This is a genomic window from Jeotgalibacillus soli, from assembly GCF_000829435.1.
Lineage (GTDB): Bacteria > Bacillota > Bacilli > Bacillales > Jeotgalibacillaceae > Jeotgalibacillus > Jeotgalibacillus soli.
This window is the reverse complement of the sequence record NZ_JXRP01000018.1, coordinates 240,501-259,536: the sequence shown is the minus strand read 5'-3', so window position 1 is coordinate 259,536 and position 19,036 is coordinate 240,501. Positions and strand designations below refer to the sequence as shown.

At 40.9% G+C, this 19,036-nt stretch carries 16 protein-coding genes; all 16 read right to left on the bottom strand.

Annotated elements, in window-relative coordinates; genetic code table 11:
* Positions 1-13 precede the first annotated feature (13 nt).
* Positions 14-739: an elongation factor P 5-aminopentanone reductase gene (gene ymfI / locus KP78_RS11705; protein ID WP_041089171.1), complete on the bottom strand. Its 726-nt coding sequence runs from the start codon at positions 737-739 to the stop codon at positions 14-16.
* Positions 736-2,037, bottom strand: coding sequence for an EF-P 5-aminopentanol modification-associated protein YfmH (gene yfmH, locus KP78_RS11700; RefSeq protein WP_041089169.1), 1,302 nt, complete (start codon positions 2,035-2,037; stop codon positions 736-738). The genes ymfI and yfmH overlap by 4 nt, the downstream gene beginning before the upstream one ends.
* Before the next feature lies 1 nt (position 2,038).
* On the bottom strand, positions 2,039-3,313 hold the full coding sequence (yfmF, locus tag KP78_RS11695; RefSeq protein WP_041089167.1) for an EF-P 5-aminopentanol modification-associated protein YfmF: 1,275 nt from the start codon (positions 3,311-3,313) through the stop codon (positions 2,039-2,041).
* A 159-nt stretch (positions 3,314-3,472) separates the two neighbouring features.
* On the bottom strand, positions 3,473-4,429 hold the full coding sequence (locus KP78_RS11690; protein WP_041089165.1) for an ABC transporter permease: 957 nt from the start codon (positions 4,427-4,429) through the stop codon (positions 3,473-3,475).
* On the bottom strand, positions 4,430-5,473 hold the full coding sequence (locus KP78_RS11685; RefSeq protein ID WP_041089163.1) for an ABC transporter permease: 1,044 nt from the start codon (positions 5,471-5,473) through the stop codon (positions 4,430-4,432). It abuts the gene before it with no gap.
* Complete coding sequence (locus tag KP78_RS11680) at positions 5,466-7,001, bottom strand: ABC transporter ATP-binding protein (RefSeq protein ID WP_041089161.1); 1,536 nt, start codon at positions 6,999-7,001, stop codon at positions 5,466-5,468. Before KP78_RS11680 ends, KP78_RS11685 begins: the two co-directional genes overlap by 8 nt.
* Positions 7,002-7,209: 208 nt before the next feature.
* On the bottom strand, positions 7,210-8,292 hold the full coding sequence (locus KP78_RS11675; protein WP_106388563.1) for a BMP family lipoprotein: 1,083 nt from the start codon (positions 8,290-8,292) through the stop codon (positions 7,210-7,212).
* Between the two features lie 54 nt (positions 8,293-8,346).
* Positions 8,347-9,072 (bottom strand): GntR family transcriptional regulator, encoded by a 726-nt coding sequence (locus KP78_RS11670; protein ID WP_041089159.1) that lies wholly within the window; start codon positions 9,070-9,072, stop codon positions 8,347-8,349.
* Positions 9,073-9,462: 390 nt separating this feature from the next.
* Positions 9,463-11,853, bottom strand: a complete 2,391-nt coding sequence (locus KP78_RS11665; RefSeq protein ID WP_052474773.1) for a DNA translocase FtsK — start codon at positions 11,851-11,853, stop codon at positions 9,463-9,465.
* 117 nt (positions 11,854-11,970) lie between these two features.
* Positions 11,971-13,638 (bottom strand): ribonuclease J, encoded by a 1,668-nt coding sequence (locus KP78_RS11660; protein ID WP_041089157.1) that lies wholly within the window; start codon positions 13,636-13,638, stop codon positions 11,971-11,973.
* 228 nt (positions 13,639-13,866) lie between these two features.
* The gene (dapA, locus tag KP78_RS11655) at positions 13,867-14,760 is read right to left on the bottom strand and encodes a 4-hydroxy-tetrahydrodipicolinate synthase (protein ID WP_041089155.1); all 894 of its coding nucleotides are present in this window, start codon (positions 14,758-14,760) and stop codon (positions 13,867-13,869) included.
* A gap of 32 nt (positions 14,761-14,792) precedes the next feature.
* Entirely contained in the window at positions 14,793-15,989 is a 1,197-nt protein-coding gene (locus KP78_RS11650; RefSeq protein ID WP_041089153.1) for an aspartate kinase, read from the bottom strand.
* 42 nt (positions 15,990-16,031) lie between these two features.
* The gene (locus KP78_RS11645; RefSeq protein WP_041089151.1) at positions 16,032-17,075 is read right to left on the bottom strand and encodes an aspartate-semialdehyde dehydrogenase; all 1,044 of its coding nucleotides are present in this window, start codon (positions 17,073-17,075) and stop codon (positions 16,032-16,034) included.
* Between the two features lie 111 nt (positions 17,076-17,186).
* Positions 17,187-17,780, bottom strand: coding sequence for a dipicolinate synthase subunit B (locus KP78_RS11640; protein WP_041089150.1), 594 nt, complete (start codon positions 17,778-17,780; stop codon positions 17,187-17,189).
* A gap of 19 nt (positions 17,781-17,799) precedes the next feature.
* Positions 17,800-18,687, bottom strand: a complete 888-nt coding sequence (gene dpsA / locus KP78_RS11635; protein WP_084219983.1) for a dipicolinate synthase subunit DpsA — start codon at positions 18,685-18,687, stop codon at positions 17,800-17,802.
* A 9-nt stretch (positions 18,688-18,696) separates the two neighbouring features.
* On the bottom strand, positions 18,697-18,996 hold the full coding sequence (locus tag KP78_RS11630) for a YlmC/YmxH family sporulation protein (protein ID WP_052474772.1): 300 nt from the start codon (positions 18,994-18,996) through the stop codon (positions 18,697-18,699).
* Between the last annotated feature and the right edge of the window lie 40 nt (positions 18,997-19,036).

Below are 19,036 nucleotides of genomic sequence, written 5' to 3'. Positions count from 1 at the left end.
GGAAGATTATACATCATGCGTACCAACCGCCATTTATCGACAGGATATGCGATGTAACATACGATGCCTCATCACTCACAAGATAAGCAACGGCACCCGCAATCTCTTCAGGTTGGGCCATGCGTCCAGAGGGAATTTCATCATTAATTAAAGCTCGATCTTCCTCACTATAAGCAGCCATAATAGCCGTATCCACAGCACCGGGAGCAACGGCATTCACCCGAATGAATGAAGGTGCCAATTCTTTCCCTAACGCTTTTACAAAAGCATTTTGCGCTCCTTTGACCGTTGAATACATCACTTCAAGGGAAGCACCCGTTTCTCCCCAAATCGAACTAATCAATACGATGGATCCTCCGCCCGCTCTTCGCATTTTCGGGAGGAGATGACGGATTAATCTTGCAGGCTGCTGGACATGTACTTTCCATAAATGCTCCATCACTTCATCAGTGGTATCTTCAAACAATCCGGAATAAGCAACCCCGCCCGCATGGATGATCGCGTGCACTTGATGAATCTGATCCACAAGTGCATCTACGCTGTCTCCGTCCGTTAAATCTGCATGGACAGGAAACAGTTGAACAGGGTGATCCTCAAATTCTCGTGACAGCTCTTCCATTACCATTTTATTTTTGTGATAGTGCACATAGATGCTCCAGCCCTGTGAAGCCAATTTTCGAACAATTTCTTTTCCAATACCGCCACTCGCGCCTAAAACAAGCGCATACCTCGAAGTCACTGCGCATTCTTCTCCTTCGGAAGAATGAAAAAGCTTGTTATGCGTTCTTCTTGTGCAAGATCGGAGAGTGCCTCTTGTATATCTTGAACAGTCAGCGTCTCTAATGTAGGTACAGCTTCAAATAAATCCATCTCGTTAAATGCATAGCGGGTAAATTGGTTGGCAATATATTCAGGTGAATTGAGTGAGCGCAGAAAGCCGCCAATATTTTTTTTCTTAACAGTTTCGAGCTGTTCATTCGTTATTGTTGATGCTGATGCTTCATTTTTTAATATGATTTGAATAGAATCCGCTAGTTTTTTTGGATCAGGCGTATTTCCACCTAGCAGAGCAAATCCATACCCCTTCTCCTGAGAAAAATCAAATGAAAAGCTGTCATCAATCAGCCCTTCTTCATAAAGACGGGTAAAATGAGCAGATGTTTTTCCGAACAATACATCAAACGCAGTATTGACTGCAAGCTCTCTCCTTAATAAATCAACCCCTGATAATTGAACGTTTGCCGCCTTAAGTCCAATCATACATTTCGGCACCTGGACATCCATTTTCAGCTCATGATGCTTTCGATGAACGGCTGAAGGCTCTTCCTCGAATTTACGTTCAATCGTTGGCTGTGGATCATACTTTTTTGAAGCCTGGTTTTCTTTTATCTGGCTGAAAATTTCTTCTGGAGACACCGGACCCACAACGAATAACAGCATATTTGAAGGATGATAAAATGTCTCATAGCATTGGTACAGGTGATCCTTTGTAATATGGCTGATCGAATCAACGGTTCCTGCTATATCTACTTTTACTGGATGATGATGATACATATTTTGAATCGTGCCAAAATATAAGCGCCAGTCCGCATTATCATCATACATTGTGATTTCCTGTCCAATAATCCCTTTTTCCTTTTCCACTGTTTGCTCAGTAAAATAAGGAGCCTGGACAAAATTAATTAATGTATCTAAGTTTTCCTGCACATGTGATGTACTTGAAAAAAGATAGGCTGTTCGTGTAAAAGAAGTGAAAGCATTTGCAGAGGCACCATACTCGCTAAATTGCTGAAACACATCGCCATCCTCTTTTTCAAACATTTTATGTTCGAGGAAATGAGCAATCCCATCCGGCACTTTAACATAGTCCGTTTCCCCAAGCGGGATAAAGTTGTCATCAATAGAACCGTATTTCGTCGTAAAAGTCGCATACGATTTGCTAAATTCCGGTTTAGGAAGAACATACACACTTAAGCCATTATCTAATTTTTCATAATAAAGCTCTTCATCTAATTGATCAAAACGCTTTTTTTCCATATTAAGCCCCCTCCTCCCCAGTTAAAGTATAAGTAGTATCTAGAGAAACTTCTTTCGCTGCCTCAATAACTGCTTCCTTGCTTACACTTTCAACCTGGCTGAACCAGTCATCAATCGATAGTGCATTTTCAGCCACTTCGCTTTGATAAAATACTTCCACAATTCCTCTAGCAACATCCAATGTTTCAAGCATTTGATTTTTCATTACAGCCTTGGTTTGGACAAACTCCTTGTCGGAAATATCCCCTTCTTGAATGGCCTTTATCTGCTCATTAATGATCGTGGATGCACGTTCAATCTTCGAAGGATCCACACCTGACATAATGAGGATAAGACCTTTATGGCTTTCAATTCGGCTTGATGCATAATAAGCTAGACTTTCCTTTTCCCTTACATTAATAAATAGCTTCGAATGAGGAAAGGCGCCCAGAATCCCATTCATAACAAGTAAAGGAATATAATTTGGATCACCATAAACAACATTTGTTCTGTAGCCAATATTTAATTTACCTTGTTTAATGTCTTGATGCTCAACAATCTTTTTAGGTTCACGTTTAGTCAGATTTGATCCCTTTTCAGAAGGCATATTTTGGCGTTTTTGAAAAGAAAAAGCCTCTTTACAATAGTTAATCAAGTCCTCTTCGTCAATATCACCGACTAAATACAGATCAATGGTGTCTTCAGCCAGCATCCGCTGATAGGAAGAAAATAATGAAGCAGGCGTAATGGCATCAACCTCTTCAGCATGACCGCTGGCATTTAATGCAAAAGCTTCCCCTTCACACATTTCTTCTATCAGTCTTTGTGTTGCATAGCGCATCTTATCATCACGTGCAGCTTGAAGACGCTGTTTTAATGACCGTTTTTCCTGTTCAACAACCTTCTCAGAGAATGCATTCCCTTCAAGAAGTGGGTGAAAAAGCATTTGACTAAGAACGTTCAGACCTTCTTTTGTAAGAGGTGTCGAATCTTTTAAATAGCGCTCATTTGCTACATCAACAGTGAAGCTTAGTATATGGGATTCTCCTTTTTTTCCAACATCTACCTGTGCGCTGGCACCATAGAGATCATCCAGATGTGTTCTAAATAATGAAGTCGTCGGCCAGCTGTTAGTACTGCTCTGCAGAACATAAGGTAGAAGAGCACGTGCAGTAACATCTGCTTTTCTAAGCGGTGCTCTAAATTTTATCACCATTGTATTTGTCTTAAATTGTTTGGTGCGAATTGTATGTATGCGTAGTCCTGGTTGGTTAACGGTACGTGGTTCAATCCTCATAGCAACTCTCCTTCTGGCAGTTGGAAAAATCTAATGGTAGCTGCCGTTTACTACATAATAGTATATATATTCCTTCTCTCCACTATACATTCTATGGTCCTATATATTCAAGTTTTCAGACATTAAAAATCGGTCAGGGTTAGCTGACCGATATCGTTATTATCGTTTCCCCTTAATATAAGGAATACCGTTTGCCTTTGGAGAATCCGCGCGTCCAATAAATCCTGCTAGGGCAAGAATAGTTAAAATGTATGGAGCAGCGAGTAAAATCCAGTTTGGCACATCTTGTAAAAATGCAAAGCTAGAGCCGATAATGGCTAAGCTTTGTGCTAATCCAAAAAACAGTGCCGCTCCCATTGCACCAAGTGGATGCCATTTTCCAAAGATAACAGCAGCAAGTGCAATAAAGCCTTGTCCTGTAATGGTGGTTCCACTGAAATCCTGTGTAATGGTTTGTGCGTAAACAGCACCCCCAAGCCCACCAAGAATCCCAGAAATAAAAACGGCAATATAGCGCATACGATAAACGTTAATCCCCATTGTATCAGCTGCTAAAGGATGCTCACCGACAGAACGCAAGCGTAAGCCAAATGGCGTTTTAAATAGAACAAACCAAGCAATGAATGCAATAATGATGGCAACATAAGAGGTTAAATAGTTGCTAAAGAAAATGGTACCGATGACTGGAATGTCCGATAAAATCGGAATATTTGTATAATACATGGGTACCGGGATCTTAGGCGTTTGTCCTGCTCCGTACCAAGCTTTCACTAAAAATACCGAAAGACCTAGCGCTAAAAAGTTAATGGCCACACCACTAACTACCTGGTCTGCACGGAATGTAATAGATGCAAGTGCGTGGATTAAAGAGAACAATCCTCCAATTGCCATCGCAACCAATAAGGCTACCCATGGTGTAGCTCCTCCTAGTGTTGATGCAAATGTTATATTGAATATGATTGCTGAAAAGGCACCGATGACCATTAATCCTTCCAAACCAATATTTACAACACCTGATCGTTCAGAAAATACACCGCCAAGCGCTGTGAGAATCAGAGGGGCAGATGCGAACAGCATGGACTTAACCAAAATTTCAAATGCTGAGAGGATATCCATTTATTTTGCCCCCTTTTTGTAACGGTTCAATAAATATCTAATGATGTAGCTCGAAGCAACAAAAAATATAATTAACGCAATCACAATTTCAACTAGTTCAGTCGGAACCCCAGATTCGATTGGCATATTTAATGCACCGACTTTTAACGTACCGAATAGAGCTGCAGCTAAAATAACTCCAATGGCTACGTTACCACCCAGTAGTGCAACAGCAATACCGTCAAATCCAACCCCTGAAAATGCTCCATGAATAAATCCGTACCCGAAAGTTCCAAGTCCTTCCATCGCTCCGCCTAAACCTGCGAATGCCCCGGAGATGACCATAGAAAGCACAATATTACGATTTACATTCATACCTGCATATTCGGAGGCATGCTGGTTAAAACCTACAGAACGAAGCTCGAAGCCAGTTGTTGTTTTCTCTAGTACAACCCAGAAAATGATCGCAGCAGCCAGCGCTAAGAAAATTCCATTATGGAGTGTAGAAAAGTCTGTCAAGTTTTCTAAAAATGGCGATTTCAACGATGCAGAAGGCGGTACAGCTACCGTGGTATTCTGCTCATCTGAGATGACATAACGTACAAGGTAGTTAACTAAGTGCAATGCAATATAGTTCATCATAATCGTAACAATTACTTCATGAACCCGCAGGCGCGCTTTGAGAAAACCAGGAACAAAGCCCCATATAGCTCCTGCAGCGGCTCCAGCTAATACAGCCATTGGCAAATGAATAAATTTAGGCAAATCAAACGCTAAACCGACCCATACCGATGCAATCCACCCAACTAAAAGCTGCCCTTCAACCCCAATGTTAAAAAGACCTGTTCGGAATGCAAATGCGACAGCTAGTCCCGCAAAAATATAAGGTGTAATTTGTCTAATTGTTTCTCCAATATAAAAGGTATCTCCAAAAGCCCCTCTTAGTAATGCTCCATATCCTTCAATAGGATTAAAACCCGATACGAGCATCACAATCGCTCCTGCAATTAATCCAAGAAGAACAGAAATAACTGGCACTAATATGGCTTGCAACCGACTAGACATTCGCTTCTTCACCTGCTCCCTTTCGTTTCGATCCCGCCATTAATAAACCGAGCTCCTGCTCTGTGGTTTCTTTTGGATCAACGATCGCAACAATTCTTCCTTCATAGATAACGGCGATTTTGTCACTTACATTAATGACTTCGTCAAGTTCGAATGAAATCAATAACACCGCTTTTCCTTTATCACGCTGATCGATCAAACGTTGGTGGATGAATTCAATGGCTCCAACATCCAATCCGCGCGTAGGCTGAGCTGCGATAAGTAAATCCGGATCACGGTCTACTTCCCGGCCAATAATTGCTTTTTGCTGATTACCTCCGGATAGGGCACGTGCTTCAGTGAACTCAGAAGGCGTACGGACATCAAATTCTGCAATCAGCTTCTTAGCTTGTTTATTAATTTCTTTATTATTTAAAATACTTCCTTTTGAATATGGAGATTGGTAATACGTTTGAAGTACCATGTTGTCCCCGATTGGAAAATCAAGTACTAGCCCGTGCTTGTGTCGGTCTTGAGGAATATGACCTACACCGGATTCTGTGATTTTCCTAGGTTTCAGCTGTGAAAGCTCTTTTCCATTTAATTTAATTGAACCTGAAGTAACTTTTTTCAAACCAGTAATCGCTTCAATCAGCTCGGACTGGCCATTTCCATCAACTCCGGCAATACCTACAATTTCGCCGGCACGAACCGTTAAATCTAAATCCTTAACCGCTGTAATTCCACGGGAATCTTTTACATGAAGCTTTTCAATTTCAAGCACTGGCTCCTTAGGATCAGCAGCTGTTTTTTCAGTTTTAAATAGTACTTCACGCCCGACCATTAGACTCGCAAGATCGTTTGGTGTCGTTCCTTGCACATCAAGCGTATCAATTCCGACTCCTTTTCGAATGACAGTAACCCGATCGCATACTTCAATAATTTCTTTCAATTTATGTGTAATCAGAACAATCGATTTGCCTTCACTAATTAACGTTCTAAAAATCTGTGTTAACTCTTTAATTTCCTGAGGCGTTAGAACCGCGGTTGGCTCATCAAAAATAAGAATTTCCGCTCCGCGATATAATGTTTTTAAAATCTCTACACGCTGCTGCATCCCGACTGAGATATCAGCAATTTTTGCAGAAGGATCAACCCTTAGCCCATAACGGTCAGAAATTTCTTTTACATCCTTTTCTGCTTTTTTCATATTTACAGTAAGGCCTTTTTTAGGCTCCATACCTAATATAATGTTTTCTGTAACAGTAAAAGGATCTACGAGCATAAAGTGCTGATGAACCATCCCGATACCGAGATCATTTGCAATATTCGGGTTCGTAATTTTCACTGATTTTCCTTTCACTTTAATTTCACCTTTCTCCGGCTGGTAAAGGCCGAACAGGACATTCATTAATGTTGATTTTCCGGCTCCATTTTCGCCAAGAAGCGCATGAATCTCTCCCTTTTTGAGCTGCAGCGTAATATTATCATTCGCTACAATCCCAGGAAATTCCTTGCGGATGTTCAGCATTTCAATTACATATTCCATCCGTGATCACTCCTTATTTTAAAGGACCCCCTCAAGAGGTCAGTTGATTGAGGTCAGACTTCTCTTTACAGAATAAATTTTTAGCAAAATGCTAACTGAAAGTGAGAATATAATTCCCCTTTTCAGTTAACATTCCGGCTAAAAAGGCTAAAAAAAGAGGGAATATCAGGCCAGCATTACCGGCCATCCATTCCCATATGCATTTTTATTATTGAAGTGTGGATGGCACTTCGATTTCACCATCAAGAATTTGTTGTTTATATGTTTCAATTTGTGCAAGTGTATCTTCAGTCAGGTTTTCCGATTGAGCTACCGCAATCCCATTTTCTTCGATACCATACTCAATAATCTCTCCACCTGGGAAGTCACCTTCCATTGCGCGGGTTGAAATATCTTGAACAGCGATATCAACACGTTTAATCATTGAAGTCAGTGTGACGTTATAAGGTTGTCCACCTGCTTCAAGTGCTCCCTCTTCCGATTGGTCACGGTCTACACCAATGACGAAAATTTGACGTTCAGGATCTTGTTGTTTAAGGTTTTTCGCTTCTGTGAATACTCCGTTACCAGTTCCGCCGGCAGCGTGATAAACAATATCAACACCAGAACCATACATTGCAGCAGCCATTTGCTGACCGCGGGATGCATTATTAAAGTCTCCAGCAAACTGGATATCTACCGTTGCATCTGGGTTAACTGCTTCCACACCTGCTTTAAAACCAGCAGCAAATTTGTTAATCAAATCAGATTCAACACCACCGATAAATCCGATCTTATTTGTTTCTGTTTGAAGACCTGCAGCTACTCCTACCAGGAATGAACCTTCATGCTCCTTAAATGTGATGGAAGCGACATTGTCACCTTCAGCAACAGAGTCAACTAGCGCAAAGTGAGAATCAGCACGTTGCTGTGCTACCTGTTCAATCGCTGGTTGTAAAAGGAAGCCGATTCCAAAAATCAGGTCAAAATCGTTACGCACTGCTGTGTTAAGATTCGTTGTATAATCAGCATCACCTTGTGATTGGAAATAGTTATAACCATCAGTACCTTGTTCTAAGCCATGCTCAGCACCAAACGCTTGAAGACCTTCCCAAGCAGATTGGTTAAATGATTTGTCATCCACTCCACCAACATCAGTAACCATGGATACCGTGAAATCACCAGCCGCTTCTTCTCCACCGCCGTTTTCCTCGCCGCCATTTGATGTCTCAGTGTCGCTGCCACAAGCTCCTAGAATCGTTCCTGCAGCCAAAAGCATTGATAATCCCAATCCAAATTTGCGTTTTTTCAATTAATAGACCCCCTAAAATGTTTTTCTTATTATTAGTAGGAATGCTCTAACCTATTACACACGCTTACGAACTACATGAAAGCTGAATCTGTCCGCTCTAAAATAATTTACGGAATACAGAATCGGCTGATCCTTGTCATCAAAATGTAATTGCTTAAGGACAAGGAGTGAAGTTTCCGGCTCGCAATTTAAAATCGGTGAGACCTTTTCATGGTATCCAACCGGCTCAATTTGCGTTACTGCGTGTGAGATGGAAAACCGTCCGCTATCTTCAAGAAGTGAGAACATGGATCCATCCTGATGAGTAAAGGATGCGGGCATTAAAGCAACTGGTATTTTGTCAATACAATACACCACTGGCTCTCCATTTGCTGTCCGCATACGTTCTATGACTGTCATTTCATCATCAGGTAAGCATGAAAAGCGAGTTAAATCCTCATCAGTTGGAACTTGGTTTGTCGAGCTAAGAAAAACTGTGCCTGGTTCCATGCCAGCCTGTTTAATCATATCGGTTACACTGTACAACTGTTCAATACCGGATGTGAAAAGAGGCTTTGCATTGACAAACGTTCCCACTCCATGACGACGAACGATCCGATTCTCTTCTTCTAATATCCGCAGTGCCTCTCGCAAAGTTGCCCTGCTAATGCCGAGCTGACGAGAAAGTTCAAATTCAGAAGGGAGACGCTCTTTCTCTTTGTAGACACCGTTGTCAATGTCTCTTTTTAGACGATCGATCACCTGGAGATAAAGGTGTCTATTATCTGTTTTGATTGTCATTTTGGAACCACCACCAACTCTTTTAAGACATCAGACTTCTGATGTATTTCATTCCTACTAATCGAAAATACTATAACACTTTTCAATATTAAATGAAATAGATTTGTAGTATTTTGTCGAAAATTCTATCATTTATATTACATAAATATTAAACTTGTTGCAATTGTTGGGAACTCCCGCTAATGCTTCCTTTCAAACGTAATTTTCAGCTAAAAAATTCTATAAAAAAGCTATATCGTACGTATATGAAAGGATTTATCATGTAAGCGTTATCAATAGTATAACTTATTTGTGGATAAAAGGTAAACAGGTCTGACCTCATACGTTCTATCTTTTTTGATTCAAAAAAGGTGACAAGCCTTATCGACATGCCACCTTTTTCATAATTGTTTAAGAATTTTGATCATCCACTGGTTTCGCAATCAGCACAGTACGGGGTTTACTTCCCTCATACGGTCCAACCACGCCTCGCATTTCCATTGCGTCAATTAAACGTGCGGCTCTCGTATAGCCTACCCTAAAACGCCTCTGAAGCATAGAAACGGATGCGGTTTGCATCTCCGATACAAGCTGTACGGCTTCGTTATAAAGATCGTCTTCAACTTCCCCCATCTCGGTCTCCGGAATATCATCTGGGATCATTTCCTCTTGATACTGCGCCTTTTGCTGTTCAATAACGAAACTCACAATCCCCTCTACCTCTTGATCACTTAAAAAAGCCCCTTGTACGCGTACTGGTTTATTCGCACCTATCGGCATAAACAACATATCTCCTCGTCCTAACAACTTTTCAGCTCCACCTGAATCAAGGATCGTTCTGGAATCAATTTGAGAAGATACAGCAAACGCAATTCTCGAAGGAATATTGGCCTTAATGACCCCCGTAATAACATCTACAGAAGGACGCTGGGTGGCTATGATTAAATGAATCCCGGCTGCACGCGCCATTTGAGCAAGACGTGTAATCGCATCCTCAACATCATTTGATGCAACCATCATTAAATCGGCCAGCTCATCAACAATGACAACGATATACGGAAGTTGTGGTTGCTTTTCTTCGTGCTGATCATTGTGTCGTCTGACATGTTCGTTATACCCTTCAATATTTCGCGTACCTGTATGTGAAAAAAGATCATAGCGGCGTTCCATCTCACTCACTACTTTTTTCAGAGCTTGTGATGCTTTTTTAGGATCCGTTACAACAGGTGCAAGAAGATGTGGAACACCATTGTAAACATTTAGCTCCACCATTTTGGGATCAATCATCATTAATTTTACTTCATGAGGTTTTGTTCGCATTAAAATACTAATGATAATTCCGTTAATACACACACTCTTTCCACTTCCGGTAGCACCTGCTACGAGTAAATGAGGCATTTTGTTCAGCTCTGCCACAACGGCTTCACCTGTTATATCTCTGCCAAGACCGATCAAAAGCTTTGCAGCTGCCTTTTCTGGTCCTTGAGCCTCAAGCACCTCTCTTAATGAAACCATCGCCACTTCCGAATTCGGAACTTCGATACCAATGGCAGACTTACCCGGAATAGGTGCTTCGATTCGAATATCTTTGGCTGCTAGGGCTAGGGCAAGGTCGTCACTTAAGCTAACAATTTTACTGACTTTTACTCCTACATCCGGATGCACCTCGTATTTTGTTACAGCAGGACCTAGATGAACCTGTGTCACTTTCGCTCTCACACCAAAGCTTTGAAAGGTTTTTTCTAGCTTTGATGCATTTCGCTGAATAGCTTTATACTCGTTGCTTTGATCTGTATGGGGCGGGAGTGTTAAGATATCCATTGGAGGCAATAAATAGTCTTTATTTTCCACCTCAGCAACTCCAACTTTTGGATCCACAAATTCTTCAAATGCCTGTTCCTCTTCAGGACTACTCGGCTCAGGTTTTTCTTGGTTCGGCCTACTCCCAGCATTTTTATGTACAGGCTGGACAACCTTTTCAGCAAAACTTGAAATTAAGGGTTCAAAGGATTCTTCATCACGCGGAAGTAAGATCGTTTCTTCCACAGGATCAGGTTCTTTCTGCGGCTGAATGATTTTTCCAGATCTTCTCGCTATTTGCTCTGCTTTTTTTTGCTCTTTCTTTTTTTCTTTTTTCAAATCACGATCTTCCTTAAAAGTATCCCAAGCATTTATAATCAGCCGGACAACGAAAGAAAGTCCTGATTTAAGTACGGAGCCTAAAGAGCGTCCCGTCATCATAATCAAACCTGCAATTAGCATCGTAACACTGACAATTTTTGTTCCAGTAGAATCAAAAAGAACATGAAAGATAGCGTAAAAAAAAGCCCCTACCATTCCTCCACCTTTATTTTCAGAAAGGGTACTCATCGATTCATTATAAAGCTGATTGTACGTATTGATAAAAGCACTGTTTGATTGAAGCAAGCCCACTTCTCTTAACTGGTCAAAAAGCAAAACATGTGAAAAAAGTAATATACTGATTAGAACAAAATAGATCCCCCATGTAATCCGATGATAAAAAATCGGTTTGCCTCTCTTTAATAAAAAGAAGCTAGCAAGAATAAACGCGGCTCCAGGTACAAGGTGATAAAAATTACCAAATAAAAATGTTGATCCTACAGTTAACCATCTTCCAACCGGACCAAGCTGAAAAAGCGTAATGATCGAAAGTGCGATGATTGCAATACCCAAAAGCTCATATGTAAGAGGTGTTACATCTTTTTTTGATCCTTTTTTCTTCACAGATGTTCTTTTTCTTTTTGTTTGTGCTGCTTTAGTTTTTGGCTTTGCACTTGCCATATGTTGTCACCTACTCCGTTTTAAAAATCGAAAGAATAAAGCAGACAACATAGGCTGTCTGCTTTCTCTCTAGTATAACACGTTTATTAAATTACAGGAACACACGTTTCCCAGGTTTTATACTTCCATGATAATTGGTAAGATCATTGGCCTTCTTTTCGTTTTTGTATAAAGAAGATGGTTTAAGGAATCTCGTATTTCCTGTTTAATACTTGACCAGTCAAAAGTGCGGTTTTCAACATTTTTCTCAACGATCGATCGTACTAAAGTTGTGGATTCTTCCATCAGCTTTTCTGATTCTCGCACGTATACGAAGCCTCTAGAAATTACCTCAGGGCCAGCGGCAATTGTTTTTGTTTTACGATTAAGCGTAACAACAACGAGCAGCACACCATCCTGCGAAAGAAGGCGGCGGTCTCGAAGCACGATATTACCAACGTCTCCTACCCCCTTGCCGTCAATCAGGATGTTCCCAGTTTGAATTCTACCGCTCATTTTCATTTTTCCGGCATTGTATTCAACAATATCACCTTTATCAGCAATGAAAATATTTGATCGTGGGATATTCATATCCTCTGCGATACGAGCGTGGGTAATTAGATGTCGATATTCACCCTGTATAGGCATGAAATATTTAGGTTTCATAAGATTCATCATCATTTTCAGGTCTTCTTGACTTCCATGTCCTGATACATGAACATTTTTACTAGCCGTAAGTACATTTGCCCCTGCTCTAGCCAGCTCATTCACAGAACGATACAAATAGACTTCCATCCCAGGAGACGGGGTGAAAGTGATTAATACCGTATCACCCTGCTGGATATTGATCGCTTCATGCGTTTGATTTGCCATGCTTTCCATCACTTTAAATGGCTCATCATGTGTCCCGGAAAGGATAATGACCACTTCATCATCACGATACTCGCTAATTTCACTTAGCTCGATTCTTGTTTCATCATCATAGGTTAAATATTCTAAACGTGAAGCAACATTGACTACTTTTTCTACAGCTTCACCAATCACAGCTACTTTTCTTCCCGCTTTTGTAGCCGCATCAAATACTTGCTGAATACGAATTAGATTCGATGCATAGCATGTAACAATAATACGTCCCTTTGCATTGTTAAAGCTTGATGCAACATGATTTTCAACTACGGATTCTGATGTTGTATGTCCAGGACGCTCTGCTTCGGTACTATCCGAAAGAAGAAGAAACACTCCTTTTTCACCAATCTTTGCCATTTTTCCAATATTAGATGCATATGCACCTTTGGCCGATTGATCAAACTTAAATTCTCCCGTATGAACAATGGCCCCTTCAGAGGTATGTATAGCAATTCCGAGGGAATCTGGAATACTATGTGTGGTTTGAAAAAATGTTACGTTTACGGAATCAAACTTCATATTGCTTTTTTCATGGACAACATAAAATTTCACACGTTCCTTAAAGCCATATTCCTTTAATCCAGCTTTTGCCAACGCAACCGTTAACTTAGAGCCATACACTGGTGCTTTTACTTTCTCCAGCAAATAAGGAAGTGAGCCGATCGCATCGTCATGACCATGTGTCAGAAAGATCGCTTTTACTTTCTCTTTATTCGCTTCAAGATAGCTAAAATCTGGTATGACAATGTCTATTCCATACATTTCTTCTTCCGGAAACATTAATCCGGAGTCAATAATAAACAGATCTTCGTCCACTTCAACGACATACATGTTTTTTCCAATTTCTCCCACTCCACCGAGCGGAATGATTTTTATCGTTTCATTTATTACTCTAGACAATCCAATTTCCTCCTAAAAAACCTTTTTCCCCGTTCTCGCAACAGTTGAGTTTATTATACTTTATAGAAGGCAAACTGTACACGGAAATTGTCATTGTTTACTAATACCTATAGGGTATTTCTCCATTTACTTATCCTTTGTACGACACATCATTGTCTATGAAAGAGACAGATTCTGAAAATAAAAAAACATTCGAGCAGAATCAACTCCACTCGAATGAATTCGTTGTTAAACGTTTGATTTAGTTTCTTGTGAAAACTGATCCAGTGTTGCAAGAAGTGCGGCCTCTTCAGCTACTTCAAGCGAAACTAAAGGAAGTCGAAGCGGACCGCAGTCAATACCGAGTTCACGTAATGCCACTTTAACCGGAGCAGGATTCGGCTGGGCAAATAAAGCCCTTGTTAAAGGTAAAAGCTTTTGATGAAGCTTTGCTGCGTCTTGGAGACGGCCATTTTGGAAATGCTGGACCATTTTTTTCATTTCTTTTCCTGCTACATGGGATGTAACAGAAACAACACCGCGACCACCGATCGCAAGCAGCGGAAGTGTTAACCCATCATCTCCACTATAAACAGCGAACCCTTCCGGAGCATTAGCCAAAATGTCAGTCATCTGGTCTAAATTACCACTTGCTTCTTTAATTGCTACTACGTTATCAATTGCTGCCAGACGAAGCAGTGTCTTCACTTCAATATTCACCACCGAACGCCCAGGAATATTGTAGATCATCACTGGGAGATCAGTCGAAAGTGCAATGGCATTAAAATGTTGAAAAAGCCCTTCCTGATTCGGTTTATTATAGTACGGAGCAACAAGCATAATTGCGTCTGCACCAGCAGCTTCCGCTTTTTTCGTTAACTCAATTGAAGCCTGTGTACTATTGCTTCCTGTACCTGCTATAACGGGAACGCGACCATTAACTACTTGAACAACGTGCTCAAATAAGGAGATCTTTTCATCCGTGCTTAATGTAGGTGATTCACCTGTTGTTCCGCCAACAACAAGCGAATCTGTACCATTATCTAGCAAATAGTTCACTAAATTTGTCGTCTGGTTGAAATCAATGGTTCCTTGCGAAGTAAAAGGAGTAACCATTGCGGTTGAAATTGTTCCAAAATTCATGTTGTTCACTCCTGTATGCTTAAAATTGGTTGCTATATTTGTGAAATAAATTCTTCGTGCAGCAACTTTTGAGATAAATCAGCATGAGCTTCATCTATTAGTACCCAAAAGGTCATATGGCTGTCCGCTGTTTGAAGAATTTGAACATGATGCTTAGTCAATGTTGAAACGATCGTAGAAGTAATACCTGGCTTCCCCTTCATTCCTTCACCAATGAGCGCAATTTTCGCAACATGATCAATGATTTCAGGATAAAAGCCCTCCGCTCTCAGCAACGCCTGAACGGCTAATATTGATCGTCCGTCTACAGTAAATCGTATCTCATTGGGATGAATGGAAATTAGATCTATGCTAATTCCTTGTTCAGCCACAACTCGGAATACCCGGTCGTAATCAAGTGAATTTACTTTAATTTGAGCTAAGCCTTTTATGGCTGAAATCGATTGAATTTCACGGCCTGTATGATGTTCTTCTATTTTTTTTTGAAGACCAACCCATGTACCGCCTTCCCCATTCAATGAACCAATCCACATTGGTACATGGTACCTTTTCGCCCATTCTACTGCATTTGGATGGATCACTTTTGCACCCTGATAGGCGATATGGCAAGCTTCATCATAGCTTATCATTTTAAGTGAGTGTGGATCATCTACTACACGCGGATCTCCACTCATAACACCAGCTACATCTGTATAAATATAGACGGCATCCGCTTGAACACAACAAGCAAGGGCGGATGCTGATGTATCGCTCCCGCCTCTTCCTAACGTGGTCATACGGCCACTATCATTTACACCTTGAAATCCAGTGACAACAATCGCATCAACCTGTTCTAATGCCTCCAAAAGTGGTTCGGCATTTATATGCTTGATCGAGGCGTGACGATAGTCACCTTCTGTCTGAATCATGGCTTCACGTCCGGTCATAACACTGCACGTAATTCCTTCATCAATTAATTCACTAGCAAACACGACTGCTGAGATGACCTCTCCACAGGAAAGTAATAGAGCTTGTTGATCTGTAGGAATCACTATGTCATGCTGATCATTTTCTATTAGAGAAAGCAGTGTATCAGTTGCGTAAGGATCACCGAATCGTCCTATTGCAGATACAACGACAATCGTTTTTGACCCTTGCTCAACTGCTTGCTTCACTTGTTCAGCTGCCTGTTTGCGAAGTTGTTTTGTTGCAAGGGAGCTTCCGCCAAATTTTTGCACGATCATGCCCATTACGGCACTCCTCTCTTCCTTGCAGCGTGAGGAGATCGATTTCTAGACTAGTTTTAGCTTCATTAAGCTTTCTGCAATTTGTACGGAATTCCACGCCGCGCCTTTCAATAAATTATCTGAAACTACCCATAAATGGAAACCATTTTTTTCATCTAAGTCTTGACGAACACGACCTACAAATACGTCCAGTTTACCTGCTGCAGTTGCTGGCATTGGATAAAGCTGTTCTTTTGGACGGTCCTGCAGCACAATACCAGGAGCATTTTCTAATAGTCGATGAATATCTTCAACGGTTTGATCGTGCTTTTCTACTTCAATATAGACGGATTCAGAATGCCCGGTTTCAACTGGCAAACGAACGCATGTAGCAGAGACTTTTAATTCTGGCATATGCATAATTTTCTTTGTTTCATTAATCATTTTCATTTCTTCAAATGTAAAGCCGTTATCATCAAAAACATCAATTTGCGGGATCGCATTAAACGCTATTGGATAATGCTTTTCAGCACTCTTAACTGGCAAAATTTCAGTAGATGGTTGTTCACCATTTAAAATGGATTGTGATTGTGATTTCATTTCTTCAATCGCACTTACACCTGCTCCTGAAACTGCCTGATAGGTTGACACGATAACTTTCGTCATGCCCAGTGCCTGACGGATTGGTTCGAGTGCAACCACCATTTGAATCGTTGAGCAGTTAGGATTGGCAATAATTCCATTATGATCAAGCAGATCTTGTTCATTCACTTCAGGTACAACAAGCGGAACATTTTCATCCATTCGGAATGCACTTGTATTATCAATTACGATGGCTCCTCGATCAACCGCTTCTTGAGCAAATTTTTTCGATACACTGCCCCCTGCACTGAACAGGGCAATATCAACACCTTCAAATTTCTCCGGTGTTGCCTCTTGAACTGTATGGCTCTGACCATTAAAAAGAAGGGTTTGACCTGCAGATCGAGCAGAAGATAAAAGTGTTAGCTCCTTAACTGGAAATTGTCTTTCCTCCAAAATAGCCAACATTTCTGTACCTACTGCTCCTGTTGCTCCAACTATTGCTACATGATATCCTTGTTCGTTCACTGTATAGCCCCTTCCAGCTTATATCCATTGACGTATTAGACAGATAAAGCATTAATGTGTGTTTTGATACATTTAATTGTATCATTTTTCACTACCATTTCTCAATCTCTTTTACTTAGACTTACTTTCTAGCAAAACCGGCTGAAATTGCTGATACTTTAATGCCGCTTCTACTGTAGGTGTTAAAAGGTCCATATGTGCTACGAGAGAGTTTGATTTTTTAAATGGGTCATCTTGGCCAAATGGAATAAAAAAGATATTTTTAGTTGACATAAGACGCATAATATTCACACCGTTTAAGCCAAGCCCATCATTTGTTGAAATTCCAATTACCACAGGTTTGCCGTTTCGCAAGGTAGCTTTAGACGCCATTAATACAGGTGAATCCGTTAACGCATTTGCCAATTTACTTAATGAATTCCCTGTTAGTGGAGCGATAATCATGCAATCAAGAGGAATTTTCGGCCCTAGGGGTTCCGCATCTACAATGGTTCGAATACTTTTATGCGATGTAGCTTCTTCAATCCGTTGAATCCACTCTTCTCCTTCTCCAAAACGCGTAGTTGTTGATTGCATAGTAAGGCTTACAATTGGCTGTACCTCAGCACCAAGGGCTACCAGCTTTTCAATTTCAGGGAATACCTTATGATACGTACAATGAGATCCTGTGATCCCAAACCCAATCCTTTTCCCTTTTAACGTCATGATGGTCCTCCTATATGTTTCATTTTCTTTTTTGCACAATTCGCTCTATAATGGTTTTTGCTAAAATAAATCCAGCCGTTTTCGGAGCGATCAATCCCGGTAAACTTGGCGCATTAATATATCGTATGCCCATCGAATCTGCTAGTTTTGGAGTGATCGCCTTCGGTCCTGATGCTAACTCAATTACTAAGCATTCCCTTGAACAAAGGCTTAGGATCTCAGAAGGAAAAATTGTATCCGAGGGAATTGTGTTAATCCAAGCATCACAATCAGGCAGTTTTTCAGCAAGCTCTGTTAAATCAAGCGGCTCAATTCCCATCTCTTCCATTCTCGCTTTTTCCCCGCGATTGGAGGTTCCGCCAATTACATGCGCACCTAGCGCTTTAAGGGTTCGTGCAACCGTCATTCCTACTCGCCCAAAGCCGGTAACAAGCATGGTCGAATGGTGTATCGTATGATCAGTATGCTGAAGCAGAAGCCACAGCACACCTTCAGCCGTTGGAATCGAGTTTTGTATAGCAATATCGTCTTCATCCATTAAACAAATGACCTCGTGACTGAGATCTTCTAGCCACGGTGTATTGATTCCTGAAAAAATTAAACAGTGATTAGTTAATGAATTTAAATCTTCCTTTCTGATCTTAACCGGCTTGCTTGAAAACGAAGAGCGTACCTCTCCGTTTTCACTTACTCCACTTACCGGAAATACGATGGCGTCCAGCTGATCATACGGCAGAGAATAAACATCCACTTTATCAAACCCTGGTTCCGTCATTGACAGTTGGTCGAATCCTACAGCATATACATTCGCCCCGCTCAACTGACAATGATTTGCGATTTCTTTCTGACGAGCATCTCCTCCGATAATGGCAATGCATGATCCATTCAGCATTGAGGAATTCTTCATACAGTTCACTCATTTCAGGTGATCTTCGTTCTGTCCTATTGTATGTAGAGTAGGCTTTGACGGTGAATGTGATTCATCTGACTGGTCAATTAGAATCATCTCTGTCCCAATTGTCCGTATAGATCGCCAAGGGATAGACAGTTCTTTTTGTCCTTTACCAAACGATGGCCATTTTTGAAGTGGAATGATTACGGCAAGCACCTTGCCTGTTTCTGGATCAAATTGGACATCCGTTTCTCCAAGAATTCCGAGACGCTCTGCACGTTGAATGTGGATCATTTCTTTCCCGCTTAATTCACTTAACCTCATACAATTTCCCCCTTTTTATCGATTGTATGAAAAAAAGCCT